Source organism: Uliginosibacterium sediminicola (assembly GCF_039631295.1).
GTDB classification, from domain to species: Bacteria; Pseudomonadota; Gammaproteobacteria; order Burkholderiales; family Rhodocyclaceae; genus Viridibacterium; species Viridibacterium sediminicola.
Genome location: NZ_JBDIVE010000001.1, coordinates 658182 through 684248 on the forward strand (window position 1 = coordinate 658182; position 26067 = coordinate 684248).

General features: G+C 63.0%; 22 protein-coding genes. 3 read left to right on the forward strand and 19 right to left on the reverse strand.

What is annotated here, in order from left to right; translation table 11 throughout:
• Positions 1-2: 2 nt before the first annotated feature.
• From ABDB84_RS03125 to ABDB84_RS03140, 4 genes are all read right to left on the reverse strand, one after another.
• A complete protein-coding gene (locus ABDB84_RS03125) occupies positions 3-2339 on the reverse strand; it encodes a methyl-accepting chemotaxis protein (protein WP_345918220.1) in 2337 nt (778 codons plus the stop codon).
• Between the two features lie 75 nt (positions 2340-2414).
• Positions 2415-4655, reverse strand: coding sequence for a chemotaxis protein CheA (locus ABDB84_RS03130; RefSeq protein WP_345918221.1), 2241 nt, complete (start codon positions 4653-4655; stop codon positions 2415-2417).
• Entirely contained in the window at positions 4652-4975 is a 324-nt protein-coding gene (locus ABDB84_RS03135; RefSeq protein WP_345918222.1) for an STAS domain-containing protein, read from the reverse strand. The genes ABDB84_RS03130 and ABDB84_RS03135 overlap by 4 nt, the downstream gene beginning before the upstream one ends.
• Positions 4976-4988: 13 nt before the next feature.
• Complete coding sequence (locus ABDB84_RS03140; RefSeq protein WP_345918223.1) at positions 4989-5342, reverse strand: response regulator; 354 nt, start codon at positions 5340-5342, stop codon at positions 4989-4991.
• A gap of 484 nt (positions 5343-5826) precedes the next feature.
• Between ABDB84_RS03140 and ABDB84_RS03145 the strand changes: the two genes are divergently transcribed.
• Positions 5827-7692, forward strand: a complete 1866-nt coding sequence (locus ABDB84_RS03145; protein WP_345918224.1) for a hypothetical protein — start codon at positions 5827-5829, stop codon at positions 7690-7692.
• 24 nt (positions 7693-7716) lie between these two features.
• Here ABDB84_RS03145 and ABDB84_RS03150 read toward each other — a convergent pair whose 3' ends face one another.
• The 3 genes from ABDB84_RS03150 to ABDB84_RS03160 are packed head-to-tail and all read right to left on the reverse strand — an operon-like array spanning position 7717 to position 9717.
• The gene (locus ABDB84_RS03150) at positions 7717-8097 is read right to left on the reverse strand and encodes a DUF2782 domain-containing protein (protein ID WP_345918225.1); all 381 of its coding nucleotides are present in this window, start codon (positions 8095-8097) and stop codon (positions 7717-7719) included.
• Positions 8098-8112: 15 nt separating this feature from the next.
• On the reverse strand, positions 8113-8700 hold the full coding sequence (gene rdgB, locus ABDB84_RS03155; RefSeq protein ID WP_345918226.1) for an RdgB/HAM1 family non-canonical purine NTP pyrophosphatase: 588 nt from the start codon (positions 8698-8700) through the stop codon (positions 8113-8115).
• 39 nt (positions 8701-8739) lie between these two features.
• Positions 8740-9717, reverse strand: coding sequence for a potassium channel beta subunit family protein (locus tag ABDB84_RS03160; RefSeq protein WP_345918227.1), 978 nt, complete (start codon positions 9715-9717; stop codon positions 8740-8742).
• Positions 9718-9847: 130 nt separating this feature from the next.
• Here ABDB84_RS03160 and sbcB point away from each other — a divergent pair, with 130 nt between their 5' ends.
• Positions 9848-11278: an exodeoxyribonuclease I gene (gene sbcB, locus ABDB84_RS03165; RefSeq protein WP_345918228.1), complete on the forward strand. Its 1431-nt coding sequence runs from the start codon at positions 9848-9850 to the stop codon at positions 11276-11278.
• 28 nt (positions 11279-11306) lie between these two features.
• Here the strand turns inward: sbcB and ABDB84_RS03170 are convergent, their stop codons facing one another.
• Together ABDB84_RS03170 and ABDB84_RS03175 are read right to left on the reverse strand one after the other, a co-directional pair.
• Complete coding sequence (locus ABDB84_RS03170; protein ID WP_345918229.1) at positions 11307-12071, reverse strand: EAL domain-containing protein; 765 nt, start codon at positions 12069-12071, stop codon at positions 11307-11309.
• Positions 12072-12111: 40 nt separating this feature from the next.
• Positions 12112-13101 carry a methyl-accepting chemotaxis protein gene (locus ABDB84_RS03175; protein WP_345918230.1) on the reverse strand — a complete coding sequence of 330 codons (990 nt, stop codon included), beginning with the start codon at positions 13099-13101 and terminating at the stop codon, positions 12112-12114.
• Positions 13102-13443: 342 nt separating this feature from the next.
• On the opposite strand from ABDB84_RS03175, the gene ABDB84_RS03180 reads away from it, so the two are divergent.
• Positions 13444-14649: an ammonium transporter gene (locus ABDB84_RS03180; RefSeq protein ID WP_345918231.1), complete on the forward strand. Its 1206-nt coding sequence runs from the start codon at positions 13444-13446 to the stop codon at positions 14647-14649.
• A gap of 129 nt (positions 14650-14778) precedes the next feature.
• Here ABDB84_RS03180 and ABDB84_RS03185 read toward each other — a convergent pair whose 3' ends face one another.
• From ABDB84_RS03185 to ABDB84_RS03230, 10 genes are all read right to left on the reverse strand, one after another.
• Complete coding sequence (locus ABDB84_RS03185; protein ID WP_345918232.1) at positions 14779-17799, reverse strand: sensor histidine kinase; 3021 nt, start codon at positions 17797-17799, stop codon at positions 14779-14781.
• A gap of 120 nt (positions 17800-17919) precedes the next feature.
• Positions 17920-18156: a DUF2789 family protein gene (locus ABDB84_RS03190; RefSeq protein WP_345918233.1), complete on the reverse strand. Its 237-nt coding sequence runs from the start codon at positions 18154-18156 to the stop codon at positions 17920-17922.
• A gap of 16 nt (positions 18157-18172) precedes the next feature.
• Positions 18173-18688, reverse strand: a complete 516-nt coding sequence (locus ABDB84_RS03195; RefSeq protein WP_345918234.1) for a Dps family protein — start codon at positions 18686-18688, stop codon at positions 18173-18175.
• 23 nt (positions 18689-18711) lie between these two features.
• On the reverse strand, positions 18712-20313 hold the full coding sequence (locus ABDB84_RS03200) for an MFS transporter (RefSeq protein ID WP_345918235.1): 1602 nt from the start codon (positions 20311-20313) through the stop codon (positions 18712-18714).
• Positions 20306-20689: a DoxX family protein gene (locus tag ABDB84_RS03205; RefSeq protein WP_345918236.1), complete on the reverse strand. Its 384-nt coding sequence runs from the start codon at positions 20687-20689 to the stop codon at positions 20306-20308. Before ABDB84_RS03205 ends, ABDB84_RS03200 begins: the two co-directional genes overlap by 8 nt.
• A 26-nt stretch (positions 20690-20715) precedes the next feature.
• A complete protein-coding gene (locus tag ABDB84_RS03210; protein WP_345918237.1) occupies positions 20716-22605 on the reverse strand; it encodes an amidohydrolase in 1890 nt (629 codons plus the stop codon).
• Complete coding sequence (locus tag ABDB84_RS03215; protein ID WP_345918238.1) at positions 22598-22870, reverse strand: XapX domain-containing protein; 273 nt, start codon at positions 22868-22870, stop codon at positions 22598-22600. Before ABDB84_RS03215 ends, ABDB84_RS03210 begins: the two co-directional genes overlap by 8 nt.
• Positions 22871-22886: 16 nt before the next feature.
• Positions 22887-23543 carry a hydrolase gene (locus ABDB84_RS03220; RefSeq protein ID WP_345918239.1) on the reverse strand — a complete coding sequence of 219 codons (657 nt, stop codon included), beginning with the start codon at positions 23541-23543 and terminating at the stop codon, positions 22887-22889.
• A 35-nt stretch (positions 23544-23578) separates the two neighbouring features.
• Positions 23579-25012, reverse strand: a complete 1434-nt coding sequence (locus tag ABDB84_RS03225) for a catalase (RefSeq protein ID WP_345918240.1) — start codon at positions 25010-25012, stop codon at positions 23579-23581.
• A 5-nt stretch (positions 25013-25017) separates the two neighbouring features.
• Positions 25018-25854, reverse strand: a complete 837-nt coding sequence (locus ABDB84_RS03230; RefSeq protein WP_345918241.1) for an alpha/beta fold hydrolase — start codon at positions 25852-25854, stop codon at positions 25018-25020.
• Positions 25855-26067 lie beyond the last annotated feature (213 nt).

Here is a 26067-nt window from a genome sequence, read left to right on the forward strand (position 1 = left end):
CCTCAAAAGCGCACGAAATCTGCGTCTCCGCTCTCGACGCTCTCCGTCTTGCCGTGCGCGGCGCGGCGCACGCTGGGTTTGCCGCCACGCGGCCGTGTCGTCTGTTGTGCCGCAGGCGCGCTGCGTGCGGCAGCCAGCCCGCCATCAGCGCTGGTCGAGAAGAAGCTCATCAAGGCCTGCAGCTGCTGGGCCTGCGCACTCATTTCTTCCGAAGTAGCCGACAACTCTTCGGACGACGACGCGTTTTGCTGCGTGGTCTGATTGAGCTGGGTCATCGCGGCATTGATCTGCTGGGCGCCACGCGCCTGCTCTTGCGAGGCAGCGCTGATCTCCTGCACCAGATCGGCAGTCTTCTGGATCGCGGGCACAATCTCGCCAAGCAGGCTACCCGCGTGCTCGGCCAGGCCCACACTGGAGCTGGCGACCGACCCGATCTCGCGTGCCGCCACCTGACTACGCTCGGCCAGCTTGCGCACTTCTGCCGCCACCACCGCGAAGCCCTTGCCATGTTCGCCAGCGCGCGCCGCTTCAATCGCTGCATTGAGGGCAAGCAGATTGGTCTGGTAGGCGATGTCGTCGATGATGCCGATCTTCTGCGCAATCTGCTTCATCGCCGTCACCGTGTCGCTGACCGCCTTGCCACCGGAGTTGGCATCCGTCGCCGCACGTGTGGCGATGCTGTCCGTGGCCGCTGCATTATCGGTATTCTGGGCGATCGAGGCCGACATCTGCTCGATCGAGGCCGAGGTCTCTTCAACGCTGGCGGCCTGCTCGCTGGCCGCTTGCGACAGCGACTGCGCGGTAGCACTGATCTCTTCCGATGCGGAAGCAAGACTGTCGGCCGAGCCGCGCACCTCAGTGATGATCTGCCCGAGACGTCCAATCGAGTTGTTGGCTGCAGACTTGAGCACGTCGAAGGTACCCTTGTAAGGCTTTTTCATGGATACGGTGAGATCGCCGGCCTCCAGGCCTGCCAGCACTTCGCGCAGCTCATCGACCGGCGTATTGATGGCTTCCATCACGCGATTGAGTCCTTCGAGCACCTGACGGAACTGGCCACGATGGACGCTGGCATCACCACGCCGCTCCAGCTCGCCATCCACCACGGCGGTGGCCAACATCTGCACATCGGCAATCAGTGCATTGAGCGGATTGATGACAGCGTCAAGCGTGCCATTGAAGCCCTCGACTATGCGACGGAAATCGCCCTTGTGTTGCGAGGCGTCTGCCCGCGTGTCGAGCTTGAGCTGCATGGCAGCCTGCGCCAGCATGTTGGAGTCGGCAATCAGCGCGCGGATATTGCTGCGCACCTGTTCGATCGTGTCATTGATGAACGCCTTCTTGCCCGGGAAGCGCTCCAGCGGCGCATCCATATTGCCTTCGCCGAATTCCTTGATGCAGGCCATGGCCTGCTTCTTCACCGCAATGTGCCCAAACACCATGCTGTTCACGCCATTCGCCATCACCCGGTAAGCCCCCTGGAACTTGCCCTCATCGATCTTCACGTCGATATCGCCTTTGTCATGCTCGACCGACATGTGATTCATTTCAGCAATCAGCCCCGAGATATTGCCTTGCAAGATCTTCACGCTGCTGACCAGCTTGCCCACCTCGTCTTTCGAGTCGTGCGCCAGCTTGATGTCCAGATCACCGCGCGCCATCCCGTCTGCTGCCAACAGCAGTTCATTGACCGGGCGGGTGATGCTGCGGGTGATGAACCAGGCAAGCAAGGACGACACGAGAACCGCCATGCAGGTCGTCACCAGCAGTAAGGTGTGTGTCGCATCCGCTATCTGCTCAGCCTCCTTGGCAACATCGTTCACCAGATTCGATTGGTAGTCATTGAGCTCGCCAATGGCTTTGATGTAGGCGTTCTGGTGAGTGCGCATGTCGCCCATCAGCAATGTGGCGGCCTCATCGCGCTTGCCCGCCTGGATCAACTCGACGAGTCGCGTTAGATCAGCACGGTATGCAGTGCGCGCCTCCTTGGTCACGCCAAGCAAGGCTTTACCCTTGTCGGAAAGGATATGCTTCTCCAGCTTGTCCATGTTGTCACCAATAACACGCGAGGCTTCGGGTATGCGCTCCAGCTCCTTGCGCACCAGCTCCGGATCCTTGAGGATCACTGCATTACGCGTCACGCGGGCGATGGTGTTGATTTCATCTACAACATTGCCGGCCCAGACCGTCTTGGGAAATTTATCATTGACCAGGTCGCCGAGATTCTGGTTGATTTCCGAGACACGCAGATAGCCAACCAGGGCTACCGCAAGCAACAGCAAAAGTATGGCGCCGAAACCGAAACCCAGCCGTACGCCTATTTTCAGGTTATTGAACATTTCAGTTCTCCGTAAACATTGCCGCATTCCCATTCATTCGTAATGTGTGCACGACTCCATCTGAAGCTTTGTTTCTTACCCTGACTCCAATTCATGCAGGCTGGTAGCTGACTGCTCCAGTTCGCGACTGCGTTGTATCAACGCGGGCACATCGATGATCAGCGCCACTTCACCGTCGCCCAGGATGGTCGAGCCGGCAATGCCACGCAGCTTCTGGAACAGTCGCGAGAGTGGCTTGATCACGGTCTGAAACTCACCCAGCAGCTCATCGACGACCAGCCCAGCGCGTTGCGAACCGTACTGCACCACCACGATGCTCTCGTGCACGTCGGCAACGGCTGGAAGGCCGAAAATGTCGCGCAAGCGCAGGAAAGGCAGTACCTCGCCACGCAAATTGATATAGCTGCGGTGGTGTGTCGCCTGGGCAGCGTCGCGTGCGAGTTCAGCGCACTCCACGATCATGTCCAGCGGAATGACGTATTGCGAACGACCCACCGCAACCACAAAGCCATCAATGATGGCCAGTGTGAGCGGCAGTCGAATGGTGAAGCGCGAGCCCTTGCCGGCTTCGCTGAACACTTCGATACTGCCGCGCAGAGACTGGATGTTGCGCCGTACGACGTCCATGCCGACGCCGCGTCCCGAGAGATTGCTCAGTGCTGCCGCCGTTGAAAAACCGGGCGCAAAGATGAACTGCCAGACTTCCGCATCGCTCAGTTCGCGCCCCGCCGTGGTCAGCCCCTGTTCGACCGCCTTGGCCAGAATGCGTTCGCGATTGAGGCCGGCGCCATCGTCGCGCACTTCGATGACGAAACTGCCCGACTCGTGCCGGGCGGCCAGAACCAGCTCACCTTGCGCAGCTTTGCCAGCGGCTACGCGCACCGCCGGCTGCTCGATGCCATGGTCAATCGAATTGCGGACCAGATGCATCAGCGGATCAGTGAGCTTCTCGACCATCGATTTGTCGAGCTCATTGTCAGCGCCTTCGATACGCAAGGCGATGTCCTTGCCCAGTTCGTCACTGGTGTCGCGTACTACGCGATTGAAGCGACGGAAGGTTTCCGCAATCGGCACCATGCGCAACTGCAGCGCGTCGTCGCGAATCTGCTCGACCAGTTGCGAGAGGCTTTGCGCTGCTTCGCTCAGGCCCAGATCGCCATTGCGCTGCGCACGCAGGCTGATGCCGGCGCCAGCAACGACCAGCTCACCGACCTGATTGATCAGTTTGTCGAGCTTGTCGGCGCGCACGCGGATGAACATGCATTCCTGCTGTTGGTGCTCCTTGACGCGCTGCTGCTTGTCCAGTGCCGCATTGAGCACCGGCGCCGGCACCGTGCCCTGCGCATGGAGGATTTCGCCCAGCGGTGCGCGTAGGCCACCGTTCTTGTCTTGCTGCTGTGCCAGCCCGGCGGCCAGCTCCTGCGCGCTGAGCGAACCGCTCTTGACCAGCATCTCACCCAGCAGCATCGGTTCTTCCGGCAAAGCCTGGATCTGCGCAATGCTGGCCGCCGCGCGGCGCGCCGGCGGCTGGATCTGCAGTGTGCAATCATCGCGCACGAAGTCGAAGGCTTCGACAATCTCGCTGCGCTCACAGTCGGCGTCGAGCACGATGTCAAAAGCCAGGTAGCAGGTTTCCGGGTCCATCTCGACGCCCGCCGGCATGCCCTCGCAGCGCGTCTGGATGCTCACAACGCGCCCCAGAGTCGCCAGATAGCGGACGATGGCCAGAGGATCCATGCCGCTGCGGAAGAGCTCGCTGCCGCACAACATGGCGATACGCCAATAACACTCGGCATCGCCTTGCGGCGCAGCTTGCAGGGCAGCTTCCTCGGCGTGCGCGAGATCCGCCAGCAAGTCGCCGCCCGGCTCAGCCTGCGCTGGCGCGGCCTCCGGCACCTGGGGCGGCTCCTGCAGACTGGCGGCCAAACAGGCTACCAGCTCATTCCCGCGTACCGAGTTGGCCTCCAGCAGGGCCTCGGAAACCTCTGGCTCGGAAACTTCAGCAAGCAGGCTGCCGATGTGATCACGACATTGCAGCAGTAAAGCCGTCATCACACGATCAATAACCAGCTTGCCGGAACGCGCACGATCAAGCACGCTCTCCAGAATATGCGTGAAGCCAACGATGCGATGCAGCTCGAACAGACCCGCAGAGCCCTTGATGGTATGCGCCACACGGAACAGGGCATTGAGCGTCTCGCTATTGGCGGGCTCGGCCTCCAAGCGCAGCAAGGTGTCCTCTAGACTGTCGAGCAGCTCGCGGCTTTCGGCGAAAAAGATCTCGCGCGCTTCGGCCATGTTTTGCTGGAAGCTCATTGCACAACCTCGCTTTCCAGAACATCTACCAGATCGAATTCAGTCGCCAGGCCCGCCAGACTCAGCGCCTCACGGCTGGCGTCGCCATGCGCCACCACCTGCCAGCGGGCGCCTGCCGCCAGCACCTCACGGCGGACGAACATCAGCAGTTGCAGGCCGGCGCCGTCGATCTCGTCGACCTCGGCCAGATCGACCTGCACCTCGCGCACATCGCGGAGGCCATCGAGCAGCTGCGGCTTGTAGTCGATGACCTGATAGATCGTCAGCGCGCCATCGAAACAGACGCGCAGGCCGGACTCCATTGGCTGGACACTGAGCATGGTGGCCTCGCTTTCAAGGCAGACAAAGCTTGGCAACAGCTGCCAGCATCTGCGGCGGCTGAAATGGCTTGAGCACCCAGGCTTTGACGCCCGCTTCCTGACCTGCCTTGACGATGTTTTCGTCATGCTCTGTGGTAAGGATGATGATTGGCGTATACCTGTAGAGGGGCATTTTCTTGACTTCCTTCACGAAGCCAATGCCATCCAGATTAGGCATATTGAGGTCGCAGATCATCAGATTGACTTTCTGCCCCTTGAGCTTGTCGAGGGCGTCGCGGCCATCGGCGGCTTCCTGAATTTCATAGCCTGCGCCGCGTAGCGAGATGGCAACCACCTGCCGCAGGCTGGCGGAGTCGTCGATGATCATGATGTTCTTTGCCATGGCATTCCTTCATGCAGACTGCTGCGCCACAAAGACATCACAGGTCTGCATCAACGCGTGTTGTTCTCATGGACAACCTGGATCAGCCGGGTGTTTCAGACATTACGACGACAAGCGAATTTCATAAAGCAAATAAGATCCAATAGACATATTTACTTGACCATCGTCAACGCAAAGTCGCTTGATTTTGGTCTCCAACCCACTTCGTCGCTCATTTATTTCATCAAAAAAAATCAATGTCATTATGTTTATCGGCATTCCGTTTGGTTTTTATATGTACCAAAAGGGCATTCCGAAGGAATAACCACTAGGGGTTTGCGCGTAGGGCTTGCTCTTTTCAATCGTTTGTTTTAGCATTCGAGTTAAACGTTTAACAACAAAACACCATGCAACGCCTTCGTCTTGCCTGCCGCAAACGTCATATCACGCGACTGCCCGAGCCGGACTCGGCCATGAAAAGGAGGCTCTCATGCGCATCCACCTACTTTGCTTCGGACTCTGCATGGCCATGAGCTACGCCCTCCCCGCTGCAGCGCACGACCAGGCAGACATACCCCGGTCTGAGTCTCTGGACCACATCGTCAGCACGGCCCTGCTGCCACAGCTGGATCACTTCTTCGCCCAGCTGCTGCAGGACCAGAAAGCGCTGCAGATCGATGGCACGGCCGCCTTCAACGGGAAGGACAAATTCCTGCCCGGCAAGATTGCCATCGGCATGAGTTATCTGCTGCTCAACACGCCGCGCAATGATCCGCACTTCGCGTCGTATCTGGCGGGCTACCGGCAGATTGCCGACATGACGGTGGATGAGGACAACGAGAGCTGGGGCATCTATTACTACCTCTCCGCGCTCAACAAGCTGCGCGAAGCCGGTTTGCTCGAACAAGCGCTCAGCCCGGCGACACTTGCCCGCCTGCGTGAAAAGCTCGACTGGCGCGGCTTCGTCAAACAGCCGGAATTCACGCTGATCAAGCTGCCGACCAATTACTACGGCGTCGCCTTCAGCATCGCGCGCCTGCGTTACCTGCTCGGTTGGGAAGACGCCAGCGCCAGCGAGGTGCTGCTCGAACGCATGGTCAAGCATTACCAGACCTATTCCGGCCAATTCGGCTTCTCGGACGAAACCGATGGCGACGGCCGCTTCGACCGCTACAGCATCCTGCTGATCGGCGAGATCTGCCAGCGCTTCATTGAGACCGGCTTGCCGGTGACACCCCAGCTGAAAACCTGGCTGCGCCACGCGGTCGACGTGATCCTGGTGCGCCTCAACCCGCGCGGCGACGGTTTCGAATTCGGCCGCTCAATTGGCGCTTACGGCGACACAGCCTTTCTGGAAGTGCTCTCAGCCGCCGCCAAGCTGGATGTATTAACGCCCACCGAACGCGACATGGCCTATGCCTTTGCCATTCGCGCCAGCAACAAGTACGCGCAGTTCTGGTTCGACCGTGCCACGCACTCGGTCAATCTCTGGGACAAGGGCCGCCGCACCGACGCCTACCGCGCCAAACATCGCATCCTCGGCGAAAACCTCAGCCTGCTGCATCAGCACATCTACACCAATAATCTGTGGAACCAGCTTGGCTATCGCGGCCAAAGCGCCTCAGCGCAGTTCGCGGCCTGGCTGACCCAGCTGCCGCGCTATACGCTGACCTGGTTCGCGCGTGGTGAGTACGACCGCGCCTTGCTCACGGTGCGCGACGGCCAGCGCGTGATCAGCCTGCCTCTTGTGAATGGCGGGGCGACGCAGCACATGAACACTCCGTATTTCCCGATCCCGTTTTCCAATGATCTGATCCAGGGCGCGGCCGATGCCGGCTTTCCGCAGCTGACGCCGCGCTTTACGCTTGCCGATGGCAGCCAGCTGATCGGCAGCGCCTTCACGCGCCATGTGCTGACCACGCAAGAGGGCAACGCGCTGCGCCTGCAATACCGCCAGGACGCGCTCAACCGCCTGGGCGAACGCGAGCCGCAGGCCGATCCACGCCTGCGCATGGAGAGCGAGTATCGTTTCGCGCCCGGCGTGATCAGCCGCATCGACACCTACACGCCGACGACCGAGCTGCAAAACCTGCGTATCGATATGGAATTTGCCGGCTTCGCCGAGCGCGCCATCGCCACCGAGAACGGCTTCCGTTTCGAGGGTGGTGAAGCGATCAGCTTCGAGGTCGAAGGCTTCACCCAGTGCAGCGCTGACAGCGTGGCCGACAATGCGCTCTACCGCGCGCCGATGGGGCAGATGAAAACGCGCATCCGCTGCAAACTCGATGTACTGGCGCTGGCGGCGCCGCTCAGCTTGCGCTGGACTCTCCGCTACGCGCCGCGCGAAGCCGACTGAGGGCTGCGGCGGCTGGCCCGGGACTTACCAGGACAACACCTTCCACTGCGCATTGCGGGGCAGATTGCCACGCGCATCGCTGCGATTGAAGACACCGTCACCGGTTTCGTCGATCAGCGTGTAAGGCAGGCCGATGGCGGGATAGACATGGATCATGTACAGGCGACCCTTGAGGCGGAATTCGCGGATGCGCTCTTCGCCCTGGTTGCGTTCACTGACTTCCGACCCCGGCTTGGCCGCTGGCAGCTGCGCGGCGGACGTCGCCGGCGCCGTCGCCTGCGGCAGCGAGGCGGCATTGCGCGGCTCTTCGATGGGCTCCAGCTTGGGCGGCGGCGGGACCTCAGTCGCGCCCAGCCGGGCGCCGAACAGGCCCAGAACCACCAGCAGTGCGATGCGATGCTTCATCTCAGACTCCTCGATTCAGATGCGGGCCAGGCGGTCGAGCAAGCGGGCGCAGGCCAGACCGCGATGGCTGATCGCATTCTTGCGCTCGGCCGACAACTCCGCTGCCGTCAGGCCGAACTCCGGCAACAGGAAGTACGGGTCATAACCAAAGCCGCCTTCTCCACGCGGCGTATCGATGATTTCGCCATGCCATTCGCCTTCGGCAATCAGCGGCTGCGGATCATTGGCCGCACGCACGAAAACCAGCACACAGACATAATGCGCGCCTTTGTCGGCATGCGCGGCAAGTTTCTCGATCAGCAGCGCGTTATTGCGCGCGTCTGACTTGGGCTCGCCGGCAAACCGCGCCGAGTACACACCCGGCGCGCCGCCCAGCGCGTGCACGCAGACGCCCGAATCATCGGCCAGCGCCGGCAAGCCGGTACTCAGCGAAGCGTGCCGCGCCTTGGCCAGCGCGTTCTCGACAAAAGTCTCATGCGGCTCCTCCGCTTCCGTCACGCCCAGGGCGCTCTGCGGAATCACTTCCCAGCCCAGCGGCGCCAGCAGGGCCGAAAACTCGCGCAGTTTGCCGGCATTGTTGGACGCCATGACCAGTTTCTTCATCTCTCTCATTCTCCAGCGATTCCCTTCAAAACACAGTGTTCAGAGCGCGTCGATGGCGCCGGCGCAGGCCGCATCCATGCGCGCCGCCAGCGCGTCGTCAAGCTTGGGCAGCACGTCCAGCGCCTTCATGTTCTCCACCACCTGCGCTGCACGCGAGGCACCGGTGATCACCGTCGACACATGCGGATTGCGCAGGCACCAGGCGATCGCCAGTTGGCTCAGCGTGCAGCCAAGCTCGTCGGCAATCGGCTTGAGCGCGCGTACCGCCGCCGTGCGCTTTTCGTCGAGCAGGCGTTCGTGCAGCCACTCGTAACCCTTGAGCGCGCCGCGTGAATCCTTGGGAATGCCCGCGAGGTACTTGCCGGTCAGCGCGCCAGACGCCAGCGGACTCCACACCGTCAGCCCCAATCCGATGTCGGCATACAGGGTGGCGAACTCCTGCTCGACCCGCTGGCGTACGAAGAGGTTGTATTGCGGCTGCTCCATCACCGGCTTGTGCAGGTGGTGACGCTCGGCAATGTCCCAGGCGGTGCGGATCTGCCCGGCGCTCCATTCCGAGGTGCCCCAGTACAGCGCCTTGCCGCGGTTGATGATGTCGTGCATCGCCCACACCGTCTCCTCGATCGGCGTGTTCGGGTCCGGGCGGTGGCAGAAGATGAGGTCCAGATAGTCCAGCCCGAAGCGCTTGAGGGAGTTATCCACGGCGCTGAGCAGGTATTTACGGTTGAGCGTGTGGCGCACATTGGGGTCGTCCGACAGGCCCCAGAAAAACTTGCTCGACACCACGTAGTGCTCACGGGTCCAGCGCAGATCGCGCAAGGCCTGGCCCATCAGGCGTTCGGACTCGCCAGCGGCGTAGCCCTCGGCATTGTCGAAGAAATTCACCCCGGCATCGCGTGCGGCCGCCATGCACTCGCGTGCCTGCTTGCCATCGAGCTGGTTGGAGTAGGTGACCCACGATCCGAATGAAAGTGCGCTGACCTTGAGGCCGGAACGGCCCAGACGACGATATTCCATAGTGCGTGCTCCTGCGCTGATCCAATGCTGTCCTGCCGACAGGGGTTTGCAGTGTACTCCGGGCAGCGCCTGCGTGTCGGCGGCGGCTGGCGGGTAAAATGCCCGCTCACCCTCCAATGGCGGCACGCGCATGGCTGATCTCTCCTTCTACTGGCACGACTACGAAACCTTCGGCATCAACCCGCGCCGCGACCGCCCGGCGCAGTTCGCCGGCATCCGCACCGATGCCGAGCTCAACGAGATCGGCGCACCGCTGATGCAGTATTGCCAGCCTGCACCGGACTACCTGCCCGATCCGGAATCCTGCCTGCTCACCGGCATCTTGCCGCAGCTCTGTCTGGAAAAGGGCGCGCCCGAGCACGCCTTCGCCGCGCGTATCGAGCAGGAGCTGGCCACGCCGGGCACCGTCGGCCTCGGCTACAACACCTTGCGCTTCGATGATGAAGTCACGCGCTTCATGTTCTGGCGCAACCTCATCGACCCCTACGCACGCGAGTGGCAGAACGACTGCGGCCGCTGGGACCTGCTCGACGTGGTGCGCACCACCTGGGCGCTGCGTCCGGAAGGTATCGAATGGCCGCGTCACGAAGACGGCCGCCCCTCGTTCAAGCTCGAACACCTCACCGCCGCCAACGGCCTCGCCCACGAAGCAGCGCACGACGCGCTCTCCGACGTGCGTGCCACCATCGCGCTAGCGCGCCTGATCAAGTCGAAGCAGCCACGGCTCTGGGATTTCTGCCTCAAGCTGCGCAAGAAGGACGCCGTACTCGCCGAGATCGACCTCGCCAATCCCAAGCCTTTCGTGCACATCTCCGGCATGTTCAGCGTCGAGCGTGGCTGCATCGCCATCGTCTGGCCGCTGGCCGTACACCCGAGCAACAAGAACGAGATCATCGTCTGGGATCTGGCCCATGATCCCAGCGAACTGTTCGCGCTCGATGCTGACAGCATCCGCACGCGCATGTTCAGCAAGGCTGATGACCTGCCTGAAGGCGTGGCGCGATTGCCGATCAAGACCATCCACATCAACAAGTCGCCGATTGTCATCGGCAATCTCAAAACGCTGACGCCGGAAGTCATTGCGCGCTGGCAGCTCGACCTGCCGCTGGCCTTGCAGCATGCTGCCCTCGCCAAGGCAGGGCCTGATCTGGGCAAGCGCTGGGCCGAGGTGTTTGCGCGCGAGCACGAAGCGAATGATGTCGATGAGGACCTCTACAACGGCTTTGTCGGCAATGCCGACCGCCGCATCCTCAACCGCCTGCGCACACTCAGCGGCGAGCAGCTCGCCGGCGAACGCGTCAGCTTTGAAGACGAACGCCTCGAAGAAATCCTCTTCCGCTACCGCGCCCGCAACTTCCCCGACTCGCTGTCCGACACCGAGCAGTCACGCTGGCTCAACCACTGCGCGCAAAACCTCCATGCCGGCGCCGGCAAGGCACGCAGCCTCAGCGCCTTCTTTGAGCGCATCGATGAACTCAGCGAGACGGCCGACGAACGCGGCGAGGAAATTCTGGGCGCACTCTACGACTATGCGGAAGGGATTGCACCGCCCTTGAAATAGGCGGCCTTGCGCTCACTGCCGCGCGGCTTCAGCACAAGCTGAAGTCGACCTCGGGCAAGCACTCGAAGCCCGGCTTGGCGAAGAAATAGCCCTGCATCAGCTCGACCCCGATGTCGCGCAGGAATTGCATCTCCTCGCGGCGCTCGATGCCCTCGGCGAGCGGTTGCACGCCGAGCTCGCGAAACATGTTGATGCAGTGGCGGACAATCGCCTGACGCACCGGGTCGGTATCGATATTGCGGATCAGCTCCATATCCAGCTTGATGATGTCGGTCTGGAAATCGGCCAACAGGTTCAGCCCCGAATAGCCTGAACCGAAATCGTCAATCGCCGTCTTGAAGCCAGTACTTTTATAGTATTCAACGATCTGCTTGATGTGCTGATTGTCCTCGCACTGCTCGACCTCGGTGAATTCGAACATGATCTGGCGGATCGGGAAATCATGTTTCCGGGCAGCCTCCAAGGTCGTGCGGATGCAACGCTCGGGCCTGTAAACCGCATTGGGCAGAAAGTTGATGCTGAGCATGGTTTTGACGCCAAGCCGCGCTGCCAGCGCAATCGCCTTGGTACGACAGAGCTGGTCAAACGCATAGCGATTCTGCTCATTGACGCGGGCGATCACCGAATACGCCGACTCATTGTTGAGCCCGCGCACCAGCGCCTCATAGCCAAAGATCGTGCGCGCAGCACAGTTCACAATGGGCTGGAAAGCCATCGTGAAATCGAACCCCAGCTCAATGCGTTCAATGCATTGTCCGCAGGGTAGATTGTCGTGCTCGGGCGGCTTGGCCATGTTGAATCCCTCACTGATCAGACTGCCAAGGGCAGCGGGTTCAAAGCGCCGCCAAAGCTGCCTCGATCTTCTCGCACAGATGTTTTTGCGTTTCCATCTGCTCGCGCGCCTTGCGCACCACCTCGGCACGCACCGGCTGGGCTGCCTTGATGTCTTCCATCACCTGCGTGGCGCTGCGGATCATCGCGGCGCCCTGGCGCGTGCTTTCGTCGGCGGCGGCCACGCTGCCGGAGGCATCCTTGGCGGTACTTTGCAGACGTGAGGCAATCTGCCCGATCTCGGTGCTCGACACCGCCGCACGCTCGGCCAGCTTGCGCACTTCGTCCGCCACCACCGCAAAACCACGACCGGATTCGCCCGCACGCGCCGCCTCGATGGCCGCATTGAGGGCCAGCAGATTGGTCTGGCTGGCAATCTCCTGAATGCTCACCACGATCTTGCCGATCCGCTCGGACTCCTTGCTGAGATCGGCAAACACACCATTGATCTGCTGGGTGTACTGAGTCAGCTCTTCGACCGCGCTGGCCGCGCCCTGCACGGCCGTCTCGGTCTCCGTCACCTTGCCGGCGGACTGCGCCGCCAGGCGGCCGGCTTCCGCCGTGTGTTCCAGAATGGCGTCCAGCGATTCGTGCAGCGCGCGCGCAATCGAACGCACCGGCTCCAGCGACGGCCCGGCCGGCGCCTGCAGCTGCGCCTGGGCGCTGCTGCGTGCTTGGCGCGCCTCAGCCTGCGCCGCCTGCAGTTCCGACTCCAGACTGCGAATGCGCGTCAGCACCGCATCCAGGGTTTGCGGCAGATCCGCAGCCACGCGCACGCCTGCACCCTGCAAGCGCTGCAGCAGCGCCGCCTGATCCTCGCCACGCCCAGCAGACTGGCCGCCCAGCACGACCAACGCGACCGCGCCGAGACAAACCACCGCACAGGCCAGCCAGCCAACCGTGGCGCTGCCCAGCAGTGCAGCCGCCAACACCAGCGCGCACTGCGCGACAGCGATCAGGATGCGTGGCAGAAAACTGGACTGATCTTGCATTGTGTACCCCCGGATTTTGTGAGCTTGAGCCGAACCGCGAAACCTCCCCGACGAGGACATAGGCATGCGCCCTCGCAACTGTTAACTGGTATCGACATGTTTAGAGGGGACTTGAGCTGCACGCGGGCGGCGCGCCCGACGCCTCCCGTAGAACGCGCCAGCTAGCGGTGCAGCAGCAAGGCAATGCACCACCACAGTGCCAACACGAAGCACGGGCCGCACACAAATAGGACAAACAAAGGCATCAATCTGGCACAAATCACGCAAACCATTGTTTTGTATAGGCACATAACTGGTGCGTTTTGTGCTTTCTGCTCCGTCACTGTGCAATACGGAGTTTTCATGGAACAAATCAAGACCACCAGTGACGTTCTTTTCATCCTGCTTGGCGCCATCATGGTGTTATCGATGCATGCGGGCTTTGCCTTTCTGGAGCTCGGAACGGTTCGCAAGAAAAACCAGGTCAATGCCCTGGTCAAGATCCTCGTCGACTTCTGTGTGTCGACCCTCGCCTACTTCTTCGTCGGCTACGGCATCGCCTACGGCGTGCATTTCATGGTCAGCGCGCAAAGCCTGGCGCTCAACAGCGGTTACGAGCTGGTGAAGTTCTTCTTCCTGCTCACCTTTGCGGCGGCGATTCCGGCCATCATCTCCGGCGGCATTGCCGAGCGTGCGCGCTTTGCGCCGCAGCTGGCCGCCACCGCGCTGCTGGTCGGCCTGGTCTACCCCTTCTTTGAAGGCATCGCCTGGAACGACCAGCTCGGCCTGCAAGCCTGGCTGCTGCAGAGCTTCGGTGCGAAATTCCACGACTTCGCCGGCAGCGTGGTGGTGCACGCCGTCGGTGGCTGGGTTGCACTGACTGCCGTGCTGCTGCTTGGCGCGCGCCGTGGCCGCTACAACAAGGAAGGCGCCATCGCCGCTGCGCACCCGCCCTCGAACATCCCGTTCCTCGCGCTGGGCGCCTGGATCCTGATCGTCGGCTGGTTCGGCTTCAATGTGATGAGCGCGCAAAAGCTCTCGGCCATCACCGGCCTGGTCGCCCTCAACTCGCTGATGGCCATGGTCGGTGGCACCCTCGCCGCCCTGCTGCTCGGCCGCAATGACCCCGGCTTCGTGCACAACGGCCCGCTGGCCGGCCTGGTTGCCGTCTGCGCCGGTTCGGACATCATGCATCCGCTCGGCGCCCTGGCCGTCGGCGCCGTCGCCGGCGTGCTGTTCGTGCAGATGTTCACGCTGACGCAGAACCGCTGGAAGATCGACGACGTGCTCGGCGTGTGGCCCCTGCACGGCCTCTGCGGCGCCTGGGGCGGCATCGCCGCCGGCATCTTCGGCAGCAGCGCGCTGGGCGGACTCGGCGGCGTCAGCTTCGCCAGCCAACTGATCGGCACCCTCGCCGGCATCCTCATCGCCCTCATCGGCGGCGGCGTGATCTACGGCGCCCTGCGCGCCACCGTCGGCATCCGCCTCAGCGCGGAGGAAGAATTTGAAGGCGCTGACATCACAATCCATCGCATCACGGCGACGCCGGAGCGTGAGACGAACAGCTGAACAGCCTGGCAGGGAACAATAAGTCTGTCGGGCGTGTTGTTCCGCAGGATTCGGCACACAAAGCCAGGCCCCGCAACACGCGTTCGCGGGGCCTTTCTTTTTGGCTGAGCAGTCGTGCAGTTCAGCTACTCACGCAGCGTGCTGAGCGGTGTAGGCGACGCTGGCTTTGATGCGCAGAGAAATGCGTGTGCCCAGGCCATGCTGCCCCTCGATCTGCAACTGCGCGTCAATGCCTTTGGCACGTTCGCGCATGCCAAGCAAGCCGAAATGGCCGGACTGCAGGGCCTGCTCGGCAATCGCCTCGGTGAGCCCGAAACCGTCATCGCTGATCGTGATCGTCAAGCATTGACGCGCGTAGTGGATGTCCACCGTCACATTCTCGGCAGCGGCATGCTTGGCGGCATTGAACAGCGCTTCACCGATGATGCAGAGGATTTCGTCGAAGATTTCCGGGCGCAGATGTCTGCTCAACCCCTGACTGGTCAGGCTGACCTGAGTGCTGGGCGACAAGGGTAGTCCTGCGATCAGTTTGCGGACTTCATGTTCGAGGTCACTGGCATCGATCCGGCGCAGCCCCTGCACACGATCCCGACCTTCGATCAGCACCGATTCTGCACGGTCCAGCGCCTGGCTCATGGCCATCTGGGTCTGTGGGTCGTTCTGCACGCGATTGGCAATCGACTGGAAGCGCAGAATCAGCCCCTGCACGCTCTGCAGCAAGGTGTCGTGCAATTCGCGGGCGATGCGCTCGCGCTCGCGATTGCGCGCGTAAGCCCGATCACGGGCCGCGGCGAGGATTTGCCGCACCCTCACCTGGTAGAGCCCGTACAACAGCAACAGCACCGCCACACTGGCGACGATCTTGAAGCCCAGGGATTGGGTCAGGGTCGCGGGGATTTTCAGCGTGACGCCGGCCGCCTGTTCGCTCCACAGGCCATCGTTATTGGAGGCGACGACCTCGAAACGATAGGTTCCGGGATGTAGATCGGTCAGCAGGGCATTGCGCCGGTTGTCCGGGGCACTCCATTCATCGCTGACGCCCAGGAGTCGATGCCGGAACTGGACCCGCCCCGGCACGGTCAGGCTCAGCGCGGTGAAGGCGAGGCGCACCGTGGTCGTGCCCGCCGGCAGTTCGATGTCTGACGCCGGGTCATAGACCTGCCCGCCGACGGTGACCGAGCGCAGTAGGACTGGCGCTGGCAATGGGTTGGTCGCAAAAGCCTTGGCCGCCATGCTGAGGACGTTGCGCCGGGTCAGGAACCAGACCCGGCCATCGCCCCCAACCGCCACCTGCGGGCCAGCAGCCTTCTGCACAAAGCTGTTCATGCCATCGGCAAATCCGAAGACGCGATGCGGAATCGGAGCCTCCGGTTGCAACAGGCCTTTTGCAAGATCGCTGGATCGCAGCAGCACGATGCCTGCATCGCCGATGATCCAGGTATCGCCGTTGCGCGCCTGGGCCAGCCCATTGACCGAAGCCGCCCAGGGGTTGATCTCGCTGGACAACACGCTCGTCGCGGAGGCATCGGCCAGCGCAATCCCGCGGCTGCCGCTGACCAGCACGCCAGCATCGGTCGGTAGCAAACCTTCGATGCCGCCAGACCTGGCGCGGGTCGAATCGAGGGCACGGAACGGCAGCTCGCCGGCCGGCGGTCGCGCACGGAACACCACAATCGCGCGGCCATCACGATCCAGTGCCGCATTGGCGGGCAAAGAGGGGGATGGCGAGGGCTCGGGCCAGCGTTGCCAGGTGCCACCCTGCAGCCAATGCAGACCGTGCTGCAGGGCGGGCATCCAGAGTCTTCCGGAGGTGTCTTCGGCGCAGCCGAGCGCAGTGCCGGGCGGCTTGGGATAGCGCTGGACCTTGCCCGCTTCAACGCGCAAGACCTGCTTGCCAAGAAACAGCCAAACGCCATGTTCGCCCGCCATGCAAAGCGCTTCGGAAGGCGTGTCGAGCTTCATCACCGGCTTGGGCGTCTGGCCGGGCGCAATGAGATACAGCGCGCGATCGTCCGCGATATACACCATGCCATCGCGGGTCGCGGACATCTGGTAGCTGACCGGCGAGTTGGGCGGCAAGTCGGGATCCACCACCACACTGGCCGGCCGCAGCTGATCCAGCCCCAGTTCGGTACCGACCCAGACATTGCCTTCGCGGTCCTCGAACAGTGCGCGGGTCTGGTCGGAGCTCAGCCCGGCGGTCGCATCCAGCGACGCAACCCGGCGCTTGATCACCTCAGCCCTGGCAGGCGTATGGCCCGGCTCGCGGATTCTCAGCACGCCGTTGTTGCGCGTGGTGGTCCACAGGTCGCCCTGGCGATCAAACAGCAAGCGCGTGCCGCCGACAGGGTTGGGGTGGGCGAAGAAGGTGTCGGGACTCGCCGCGCGATCCAGGGTGCGCGTGCCGTCGGCGTCGGAGATCCAGATCTGCCCGAATGCATCTTCGGCAAGGCTGGCGCGCGGCGTAGTGACAAAGCGGGTGCTTGTGAAGTGGGTTTCGCCGGGCCGCAGATAGACCAAGGTATTCGACAGCACAACCCACAAAGTGCCATCACGGGCAATGTGCAAATCCCACACGGGTTGCGCAGGCAAACCGCTTTCGGTGCTGAACTCATGCCACACGCCGTCATGGAAGCGCGCCAGCGTGAGCTCGCTGCGCCCGCCGCGCGCCACCCAGATGCCACCTTCGACATCTTCTTCGATGTCATTCACTTCCCTCGATGGATGCGGCATTCCGGCATCAATCAGGCGTCCCTTGCGGAACACGGCCATGCCACGCCCCCGCGCCAGGCCGACCCACAGCTCGCCTGAGCGGGCTGCTTTCAGACTGGAGACGACCAGTTTTTCGCTGGCGCCGGTACTCAAGTGCACCGGCTCAAACTTCACACCATCGAAATTGACCAGGCCCTCGACACCACCGATCCAGAGAAAGCCGTCGCGAGTTTGCGTGATCGAATTGATGCGGCTGGGCGCGCCACGTTCGATGGACCAGGCTTCATGCTTGAACTCCACCAAGGCGACCGGCAGAGAGGCTGCCAGGGCTGCCGCCGACGGCATGCACAGGCCGATCAGCCAAGCAAGCAGGAAGCCGTTGCGCGTCATCAGGGCAGCGGGGAAGGCAATGCGGATGCGCAGGGAAAGAGAAGTCATTCAGATCGCACGGCTCGCTGCCTGGCAGCAAAGATTGCATGCCAGAAGCCGTGCACAGCAGGTGGCCAGCCGCCATCAGCCTGCCCACAGTCTTCTGGTTTGCGGATGCTCATCTAGTCACTAGGACTGGCACAGCGCCAGCGACAGCCATTCCGCCGACTGCGCCCAGTCTGCGTCGGCCGCAATGGCCTCGCGCAGGAAAGCCGCCTGGGTCGCCGTCCACGGCGGCGCTTCGGGCAGCGCGCAGCCCAGCGAATCAGGCCGGTGACGCGCAATGAACGCTTCGATGTCCATGTCTGTGGAGGGCAGGCCGAGCTGATCAAACAATTCGCTGATGCTGTGATGTCCGCGCTGCATGGTGCCACCTCGTCGATTAAGTACGTCCGCATTCAAACAGGAACCACGCCCGCTGCTCGGTTTCGTCGAGCCAGTTTTCCAGCAAGCTGGCACTCGCCACATCACCATGCTCATCGCATAACTCGTGAACGGCGCGCAACCAGTCAGCCAGGCGTTGGTTGTCATCGCACAACTCCGCCAACATGCCGCTCGGCTGCACCAGATCTGCATCATTGTCGGCCAGACGCTGTAGACGCGCAATGTGGCCAATCGAGTGCAGAGTGCTGCCGCCGAGCTTGCGTACCCGCTCGGCCAGCGCGTCGGTCATCGCCAGCAGCTGGCTGGATTGCTCGTCGAGCAGCGCGTGATAGCTGGGGAACAAGGGTCCCCACATGTGCCAATGGAAATTCTTGGTCTTCAGGTACAGCGCAAATACATCGGCCAGCACCTGGTTCAAGGCCGCGCTGAGGTCCTTGCGCGCTTCTGCGCCCAAGCTATTGGGGGTGACGAGTGGCGCCTGGCGGCGACGGCGGGTAACGACGAGATCCTTCATGATGAAACTCCTTTTTTGAGGGTTTAGAGGGAGATCAAATGACAAACCTTGGGCGGATTCGGCCCCTGATGCAGCTGCCAGACACGGCCCTGCAGCACAGCGCTGGCCTGGGAGACGCGCTGGTGCTGGCGCAGGTGCTCAGCCCATGAGCTGACCCAAAAGCATTCCACCAAGCGCTGCGGATTGGCGCTGTCCTCATACACGCCCCAGGCGCTGGCACCATCACTGCGCCGCTGGATCGACAGACTGTTGAGCACATCGACGAATGCCGCTCTGTCTGCCGGCAAAACCTGGTATTCCACCTGCACGAGTACCGGCCCACGCTGCAGCGCCAGTTCGCTGGCCCCTGGCGGCGCTGGCCAGTGCTGGCTGGCCGCCAGGCTGACCTCGCCGGAAGGGAGTGGCCAGCGACGCATCACCACAGCACTGAGCGCCAGTACCACCGCCGCCAGCAGCAAGGTGGCCGGCAGGCCTAGAGCCTGGGCAACCGCGCCCCAGCCCAGGCTACCTGCCGCCAGCGCGCCGTTGAACACGGTGAGATAAACCGACAGGCCGCGCCCGCGGACCCAGTCGGGCAAGATGCTTTGCGTCAGCGCGTTGAGCGTCGTCAGCGCGACGATCCAGGCCAGGCCGAGCACCAGCAGCATCAGCAATGCCAAACCTTGTGGCGGGCGCATTGCCAGGGTCGCCAGCACCGCAGCGCTGAGCAGCGCGGCCAGCAACATCAAGCCATCCGGCGCCAGGACGTGCCGCAGGCGTGGCAGTGCCAGCGCACCGAGAATCGCCCCCAGCCCCACCGCACCGAGCATCAAGCCGTAGAAGCCGGCGGAGCCCTGCAGCAGCTGCCGCGCCACCAGCGGCAGCAAGGCCCAGGCTGCGCTGGCGCTGGCAAAGAACACCGCCGCGCGCAGCAGGACGCGGTGCAGGGCCGTTTGCGCCAGCGTAAAGCGCAGTCCGGCCTGCAATGCGCCAATGAATTGCTCGGCCAGCGGATCGGGTGCCGTGGGCGACGGGCGCCACCACAGCAGCGCAGAAATCACCAAGGCATAGCTCAGCAAATCGACGCCATAGGTCACGGCTGCGCCAAAAGCAGCGAGCAGCGCGCCACCTGCGGCCGGGCCGATGGCACGCGAGATGTTGACGCCCAGCGAATTGAGCGCCACGGCGGCACGCAGTTGGCGCCCCGATACGAGGGTTGGCACGATAGACAGCCAGGCCGGGCCCATCAATGCCGCGCCCAGCCCACCGATGAAGGTCAGCGCGAGCAGACTTTCCAGGCGCAGGGAAGCGTTGGCCGACAGCAGCATCAGCATGGCGCTGACGGCGGCCAGCAGGATTTGCACCGCAATCAGGAAACGGCGGCGGTCCAGAATATCGGACAGCACCCCGGCGGGAATCGCGAAGAGAAAAACCGGCAAGGCGGCAGCGGCCTGCACAGCCGCTACCGCAGCGGGGTTGGCGCTCAGATCGGTGGCCATCCAGCTGCTCGCCACATCGCGCATGAAGCTGCCTGTGTTGCCCAGTACGGTGGCCACCCACAGCGTCGCGAAGACCCGCTCGCGCAAGGGCTCCAGCGCCCCGACCGGCGCTTCGGACGAGTCTGCGCGTGCCTGCGGCTCAGTCACGCCGGGCCTCGCGCAGATCGTACCAAGCCACCAGCACGAAGGCGCCGACCAGGCCCAGATGCTCAAAGAAGGCATTGGTGGCCATGAAGCGCGCATCACCAGCCATGCTCCAGAAAGGGTTGGCAATCACGCTGGCCGCCAGGGTGAACAGCGCGAGCGAGGCGGCGCCCAACCAGCGATACCAGCCTGTGAGGATCAGGCCGGACGCGCCCAACTCCAGCAACACGACGGCCAGCGCCAGCGGCGCTGCGAACGGCAGGCCGAAGTGCTGCATCTCCGCGATGGCGCCCTCGAAGTGGATCGCCTTGCTCAGCCCACCTTGCAGGTAGGCTGAGCACAAGGCCAACAGCGCAAGGAATGGCAGCGCTTTGTGCATGGGGCAGGATGAGGCTGGCTTGCTCATCACACGGCCCAGCAGGCGCAGCCGAGCGCCCCCCAGAAACTGCGCAGATCGGACACCGGCAGATCAGAGGCCCAGGCACTGGCATGGCGATGACCGTGCACATTGCAGGAGTTGGCGCAGGCGCAGGCTGCAGCGGCCTGGCGCACAGCAGTCTGCTGCGGACGCGCCTTGTCGCCCCACGCGGCATAGCCACCGTAGCGGCGCACCGGTGACCACTCCGGCATCGCCGGCGGTGGAACGCTGTCGTCAAGCGACGCGAACTCGCCCGCACCCCACACGACCTTGCCACCGACCATGGTCAGCAGCGCACTGGTCTGGGCGATGTCGTCCTCCGGGCAGCTGAAGAAGTCGCGGTCAGGCACCACCAGATCAGCCAGTTGCCCGACCTCGATACGGCCCTTCAAGCCTTCTTCATTGCTGAACCAGGTGACGTTCTCGGTCCACATCCGCAAGGCCGCATCACGGCTCAGGCAATTGCGCTGCGGTGTGATCCTCAGCCCGCCCACGGTCTTGCCGGTAATCAGCCAGGACAGCGACACCCAGGGGTTGTAGGAGGCGACGCGGGTGGCATCCGTGCCGGCGGAGGTACGGATGCCTTTTTCCAGCATCCGCGCCACCGGCGGCGTGGCCTCGGCTGCGCGGCTGCCGTAGCGCTCGACAAAGTACTCGCCCTGATACGCCATGCGATGCTGCACGGCAACGCCGCCGCCCAGGGCCGCGATGCGATCCATCGAGCGTTCGGAGATGGTTTCCGCATGATCGAAGAACCAGTTCAGGCCATCGATCGGGGTGTCGCGATGCACCTTCTCGAACACATCGAGCGCGCGGCTGATGGTCTCGTCGTAGGTGGCATGCATGCGCCAGGGCCATTTGTTCTGCGTCAGGATGCGCACCACTTCTTCCAGCTCGGGCTCCATGTCGGGCGACATGTCGGGCCGCGGCTGGCGGAAGTCTTCGAAGTCGGCGGCCGAGAAGACCAGCATCTCGCCCGCGCCGTTGTGGCGGAAATACTCGTCACCCTGCTTGTAGGAGACGCTTTTTGTCCACGCCAGGAAGTCGTCTTTCTCCTGCTTGGCCTTCTGGGTGAACAGGTTGTAGGCAATGCGCACCGTGAGCTGCCCGGCATCGGCCAGCTGCTGGATGACCTGATAATCCTCGGGGTAGTTCTGGAAGCCGCCGCCCGCGTCAATCGTGCCGGTCACCCCCAGCCGGTTCAGATCGCGCATGAAATGGCGGGTGCTGTTGATCTGGTATTCAATCGGCAGCTTGGGGCCTTTGGCCAATGTGGCATACAGAATGGCTGCGTTGGGCTTGGCCAGCAGCAGACCATTGGGGTTGCCGGCCTGGTCACGCACGATTTCGCCACCGGGAGGCGCGGGCGTGTCCTTGGTGTAGCCCACGGCGCGCAGCGCGGCGCCATTGAGCAGAGCACGGTCGTATAGATGCAAAATGAATACCGGCGTATCGGGCGCCACGGCGTTCAGTTCGTCGAGTGTCGGCAAGCGCTTCTCCGCGAACTGGTGTTCGCTGAAGCCGCCGACCACCCGCACCCACTGTGGCGCAGGCGTGATGGCAACCTGCGCCTTCAGCATCGCCATGGCGTCTGCCAGGCTGGTCACGCCGTCCCAGCGCAGCTCAAGGTTGAAATTCAGGCCGCCGCGGATGATGTGCATGTGGTTGTCGATCAGGCCGGGCAAGACACGGCGACCGTTCAGATCCACCTTGCGTGTGCTCGCTCCGGCCAGGGCCAGTACCTCCTCATCGCTGCCGACCGCGCTGAATCGGCCGTCGCTAATGGCGACTGCGCTGGCTTCAGGCTGTGCCCGATTGAGGGTGCTGAAGCGGCCGTGGAACAGAATCAGATCCGGCGTTGAACGGGCTTTATCCATGACGTGGGTCCTTTGCTGCTGAATTCTGCTCGGCGCAGCGTGGCAACTCGCCGAACATGTGTGGTTTGACTTGATCGTGCAACCAGGAGGTCTGCGTGGGTGCCCCCAGCCAGCGCTTGATCAGCGGGGGCAGTTGTTCGCCGGCCAGGATGCCCAGCAAGCCGACGAGGGCAATCACTGGGGGCGCAGGCGAACGCACATTGAGCAAGGCGTAGATGACGCCGACGAGCAGACCGACGGCCGCAGAAATAAGGTAGGTATTCATCGTCGGCGTCTCCTCATCAGCCTTCGTGCGCGCCGAACATGGTCTTGGCGTATTGCACGCCAATGCCATATGCGCCGCCGACCTTCTTGGCGATGCCGGTGGTCAGCTCATAGGTCTCACCACGGGCCCAGTCGCGTTGCAGTTCGAGCAGGTATTGCAGCGAGGTCAGGGGTTGTGCACCGGCCTGTACCATGCGCTCGACAGCACGCTCGTGGGCTTCGCTGGACACGTCGCCGCAGGCGTCCGTGATGACGTAGACCTCGAAGCCCTGGTCCAGCGCCGACAGCGCCGGGCCGACGATGCAGACACTGGTCCACAGACCGGCCAGTACGATGCGCTTCTTGCCGATGCGATTGACTTCGGCGATCACGGCAGCGTCTTCCCAGGTGTTCATGCTCGTGCGATCGAGCAGCGCCTGACCGGGGAAAGGCGCGGTCACTTCATCGAACATCGGGCCGGAAAAGCTCTTTTCTGCCACCGTGGTCAGAATGGTCGACACCTTGAAACCCGCGGCGGCCTGCGACACCAGGGAAGCGTTGTTGCGCAGCTCGATGGCGGGAATCGAATGCGTCGCGAAAGCCATCTGCGACTGGAAGTCGATCATGATCAACAGGTGATCGGTGGGGTTCAGCAATTGGGCGCCGGGGACGGCTTTGGCGGTTGGGGTGCTCATGGATTTCTCCTTGTAGTGATGGGATGGAACAACAGTTAAATAAGTCCTAAGGCGCGGGCCACACCTGCGCCATACGCAGGGTCCGCTTTGCAGCACAGGTCGACATGACGCTGCTGTACTTCACGACTGACGCCGGACATGGCACGCGCCGTGTTGTCGAACAGTCGCTGTCGCTCGTCACCGCGCATCAGCCGGAACAGGGCGGCGACCTGGCTGAAGCAATCGTCGTCATCGCGGTGGTCATGGGCGCGCGCCTCGCCCTGCAGCGGCAAGGGCGGTTCAACGGCGTCGGCGCTGCTGGGCCACTCCCCCTCGCCGTTGGGCACATAGCTCACCAGTCGGCCCTGGTTGCCGTCGACCCGCATGGCGCCATCGCGATGGAATATGTGGAAGGGGCAACGCGGCGCATTGACGGGAATCTGATGATGGTTGACGCCCAGGCGATAACGCTGCGCATCGCCGTAGCTGAACAGGCGCGCCTGCAGCATCTTGTCGGGCGACAGACCGATTCCCGGCACCACGTTGGCAGGCGAAAAGGCGGCCTGCTCCACTTCGGCGAAGTAGTTCTCGGGATTGCGGTTCAGCTCCAGCACACCGACTTCGTGCAGCGGATACTCCGCATGCGGCCACACCTTGGTCAGGTCGAAGGGGTTGAAGGCGCAGGACTGCGCCTGTGCCTCGTCCATCAGCTGAACGCAAAGCCGCCAGCGCGGGTATTCGCCGCGCTCGATGGCGTCGAACAAGTCGCGCTGCGCGCTCTCGCGGTCCTTCGCCACGATGGCTTCGGCCTGGGCGTCGGACAGCCAGCGCACGCCTTGCTCGCTGCGCAGGGTGAATTTCACCCAGGTGCGCTGGCCCGCAGCATTGATCAGGCTGAAGGTGTGACTGCCATAGCCATGCATGTGACGATAGCCATCCGGCAGCCCGCGGTCGCCCATCAGGATGGTCACCTGGTGCAATGCTTCCGGCATCAGACTCCAGAAATCCCAGGTCGTCTGGGCATTGCGCAGATTGCTGCGTGGGTCGCGCTTGACCGCGTGATTGAGGTCAGGAAAGCGCAAGGGGTCACGCATGAAGAACACCGGCGTGTTATTGCCCACCAGATCCCAGTTGCCCTCGGGCGTGTAGAACTTGATGGCAAAGCCACGGATGTCCCGTTCCGCATCGGCCGCACCGCGCTCGCCAGCCACGGTGGAGAAGCGCACGAAGACCTCCGTGCGCTGGCCGATTTGCGCGAACACCTTGGCCTTGCTGTAGGGACTGATGTCCTGGGTGACGGTGAAGTGCCCCCAGGCACCGGAACCCTTGGCATGCATGCGGCGCTCGGGGATCACCTCGCGGTCAAAGTGAGCCAGCTTCTCCAGCAGCCAGATGTCCTGAAGAAGCGCCGGACCGCGCGGCCCAGCCGTCTGGATGTTGAGGTTGTCAGCCACCGGCGCACCGCTGGCGTGGGTCAGGCGCTTCTTCATGCTGCTTACCCCTTGATGAAGGCCAGCAGGTCGGCGTTGAGCACGTCGGCGTTGACCGTCAGCATGCCGTGCGAGTAGCCCTTGTAGACCTTCAGCGTGCCCTTCTTGAGCAGCTTGACGGCCTTGAGCGCGGAGTTGGCAATCGGCACGATCTGGTCGTCGTCACCGTGCATCACCAGGGTGGGCACGTTGATGGCCTTGAGGTCCTCGGTCTGGTCGGTTTCCGAGAAGGCCTTGATGCCGTCGTAGTGGGCCTTGGCGCTGCCCATCATGCCCTGGCGCCACCAGTTGTTGATCACGCCCGGCAGGGGCGTCACACCCGGCCGGTTGAAGCCGAAGAAGGGGCCGGCGGGCACGTCCAGGAACATCTGCGCGCGATTTTCGGCCACCCCCTTGCGGAAGCCGTCGAAGACTTCGATGGGCAGATGGTCGGGATACGCCGCAGTCTTGGCCATGATGGGTGGCACCGCAGCCACCAGCACTGCCTTGGCCACGCGACCGGCGGGCTGGCCGTGCTTGGCGACATAACGCGCCACTTCGCCGCCGCCGGTGGAGTGGCCGATGTGCACGGCGTTCTTCAGATTCAGGTGCTCGACGACGGCAAAGGCATCGGCGGCGTAGTGGTCCATGTCATGACCATCGCTGACCTGGGCCGAACGGCCGTGGCCGCGGCGGTCGTGGGCGACGACGCGGAAACCGCGCTGCACGAAGAACAGCATCTGCGCATCCCAGTCATCGCTGGACAGCGGCCAGCCGTGGTGAAACACGATGGGCTGGGCGTCCTTGGGGCCCCAGTCCTTGTAGAAGATCGTCGTACCGTCCTTGGTGGTAATGGTGCTCATATGCATTCCTTCGTGTGACACAGCGTTGGAGGGAGTTGCAGCCTGCGCTTCGCCGAGGGTCGTCAGTGAAGCGCCTAGAGGCAGGATCAGCGAGGCGCCGATCCCGGTTCCGAGCGCGAGCAGCCGCCTGCGATCGGGGTCGGTGATATCGGTGGAGTCGGAGTTCATGGCGGGGCGATGGGCTGGTGATTGGTGAGCCAATCTTAGGTAGCC

What these genes read in the sequence shown, in the direction of transcription:
- ABDB84_RS03175 (WP_345918230.1), bottom strand. Translation starts at nt 13,101, where the DNA reads ATGCAAGATCAGTCCAGTTTTCTGCCACGCATCCTGATCGCTGTCGCG.
- sbcB (WP_345918228.1), top strand. Translation starts at nt 9,848, where the DNA reads ATGGCTGATCTCTCCTTCTACTGGCACGACTACGAAACCTTCGGCATC.
- ABDB84_RS03210 (WP_345918237.1), bottom strand. Translation starts at nt 22,605, where the DNA reads ATGGATAAAGCCCGTTCAACGCCGGATCTGATTCTGTTCCACGGCCGC.
- rdgB (WP_345918226.1), bottom strand. Translation starts at nt 8,700, where the DNA reads ATGAAGAAACTGGTCATGGCGTCCAACAATGCCGGCAAACTGCGCGAG.
- ABDB84_RS03205 (WP_345918236.1), bottom strand. Translation starts at nt 20,689, where the DNA reads ATGCACAAAGCGCTGCCATTCCTTGCGCTGTTGGCCTTGTGCTCAGCC.
- ABDB84_RS03185 (WP_345918232.1), bottom strand. Translation starts at nt 17,799, where the DNA reads ATGACTTCTCTTTCCCTGCGCATCCGCATTGCCTTCCCCGCTGCCCTG.
- ABDB84_RS03135 (WP_345918222.1), bottom strand. Translation starts at nt 4,975, where the DNA reads ATGCTCAGTGTCCAGCCAATGGAGTCCGGCCTGCGCGTCTGTTTCGAT.
- ABDB84_RS03220 (WP_345918239.1), bottom strand. Translation starts at nt 23,543, where the DNA reads ATGAGCACCCCAACCGCCAAAGCCGTCCCCGGCGCCCAATTGCTGAAC.
- ABDB84_RS03170 (WP_345918229.1), bottom strand. Translation starts at nt 12,071, where the DNA reads ATGGCCAAGCCGCCCGAGCACGACAATCTACCCTGCGGACAATGCATT.
- ABDB84_RS03225 (WP_345918240.1), bottom strand. Translation starts at nt 25,012, where the DNA reads ATGAAGAAGCGCCTGACCCACGCCAGCGGTGCGCCGGTGGCTGACAAC.
- ABDB84_RS03140 (WP_345918223.1), bottom strand. Translation starts at nt 5,342, where the DNA reads ATGATCATCGACGACTCCGCCAGCCTGCGGCAGGTGGTTGCCATCTCG.
- ABDB84_RS03125 (WP_345918220.1), bottom strand. Translation starts at nt 2,339, where the DNA reads ATGTTCAATAACCTGAAAATAGGCGTACGGCTGGGTTTCGGTTTCGGC.
- ABDB84_RS03130 (WP_345918221.1), bottom strand. Translation starts at nt 4,655, where the DNA reads ATGAGCTTCCAGCAAAACATGGCCGAAGCGCGCGAGATCTTTTTCGCC.
- ABDB84_RS03150 (WP_345918225.1), bottom strand. Translation starts at nt 8,097, where the DNA reads ATGAAGCATCGCATCGCACTGCTGGTGGTTCTGGGCCTGTTCGGCGCC.
- ABDB84_RS03180 (WP_345918231.1), top strand. Translation starts at nt 13,444, where the DNA reads ATGGAACAAATCAAGACCACCAGTGACGTTCTTTTCATCCTGCTTGGC.
- ABDB84_RS03215 (WP_345918238.1), bottom strand. Translation starts at nt 22,870, where the DNA reads ATGAATACCTACCTTATTTCTGCGGCCGTCGGTCTGCTCGTCGGCGTC.
- ABDB84_RS03145 (WP_345918224.1), top strand. Translation starts at nt 5,827, where the DNA reads ATGCGCATCCACCTACTTTGCTTCGGACTCTGCATGGCCATGAGCTAC.
- ABDB84_RS03230 (WP_345918241.1), bottom strand. Translation starts at nt 25,854, where the DNA reads ATGAGCACCATTACCACCAAGGACGGTACGACGATCTTCTACAAGGAC.
- ABDB84_RS03160 (WP_345918227.1), bottom strand. Translation starts at nt 9,717, where the DNA reads ATGGAATATCGTCGTCTGGGCCGTTCCGGCCTCAAGGTCAGCGCACTT.
- ABDB84_RS03195 (WP_345918234.1), bottom strand. Translation starts at nt 18,688, where the DNA reads ATGAAGGATCTCGTCGTTACCCGCCGTCGCCGCCAGGCGCCACTCGTC.
- ABDB84_RS03190 (WP_345918233.1), bottom strand. Translation starts at nt 18,156, where the DNA reads ATGCAGCGCGGACATCACAGCATCAGCGAATTGTTTGATCAGCTCGGC.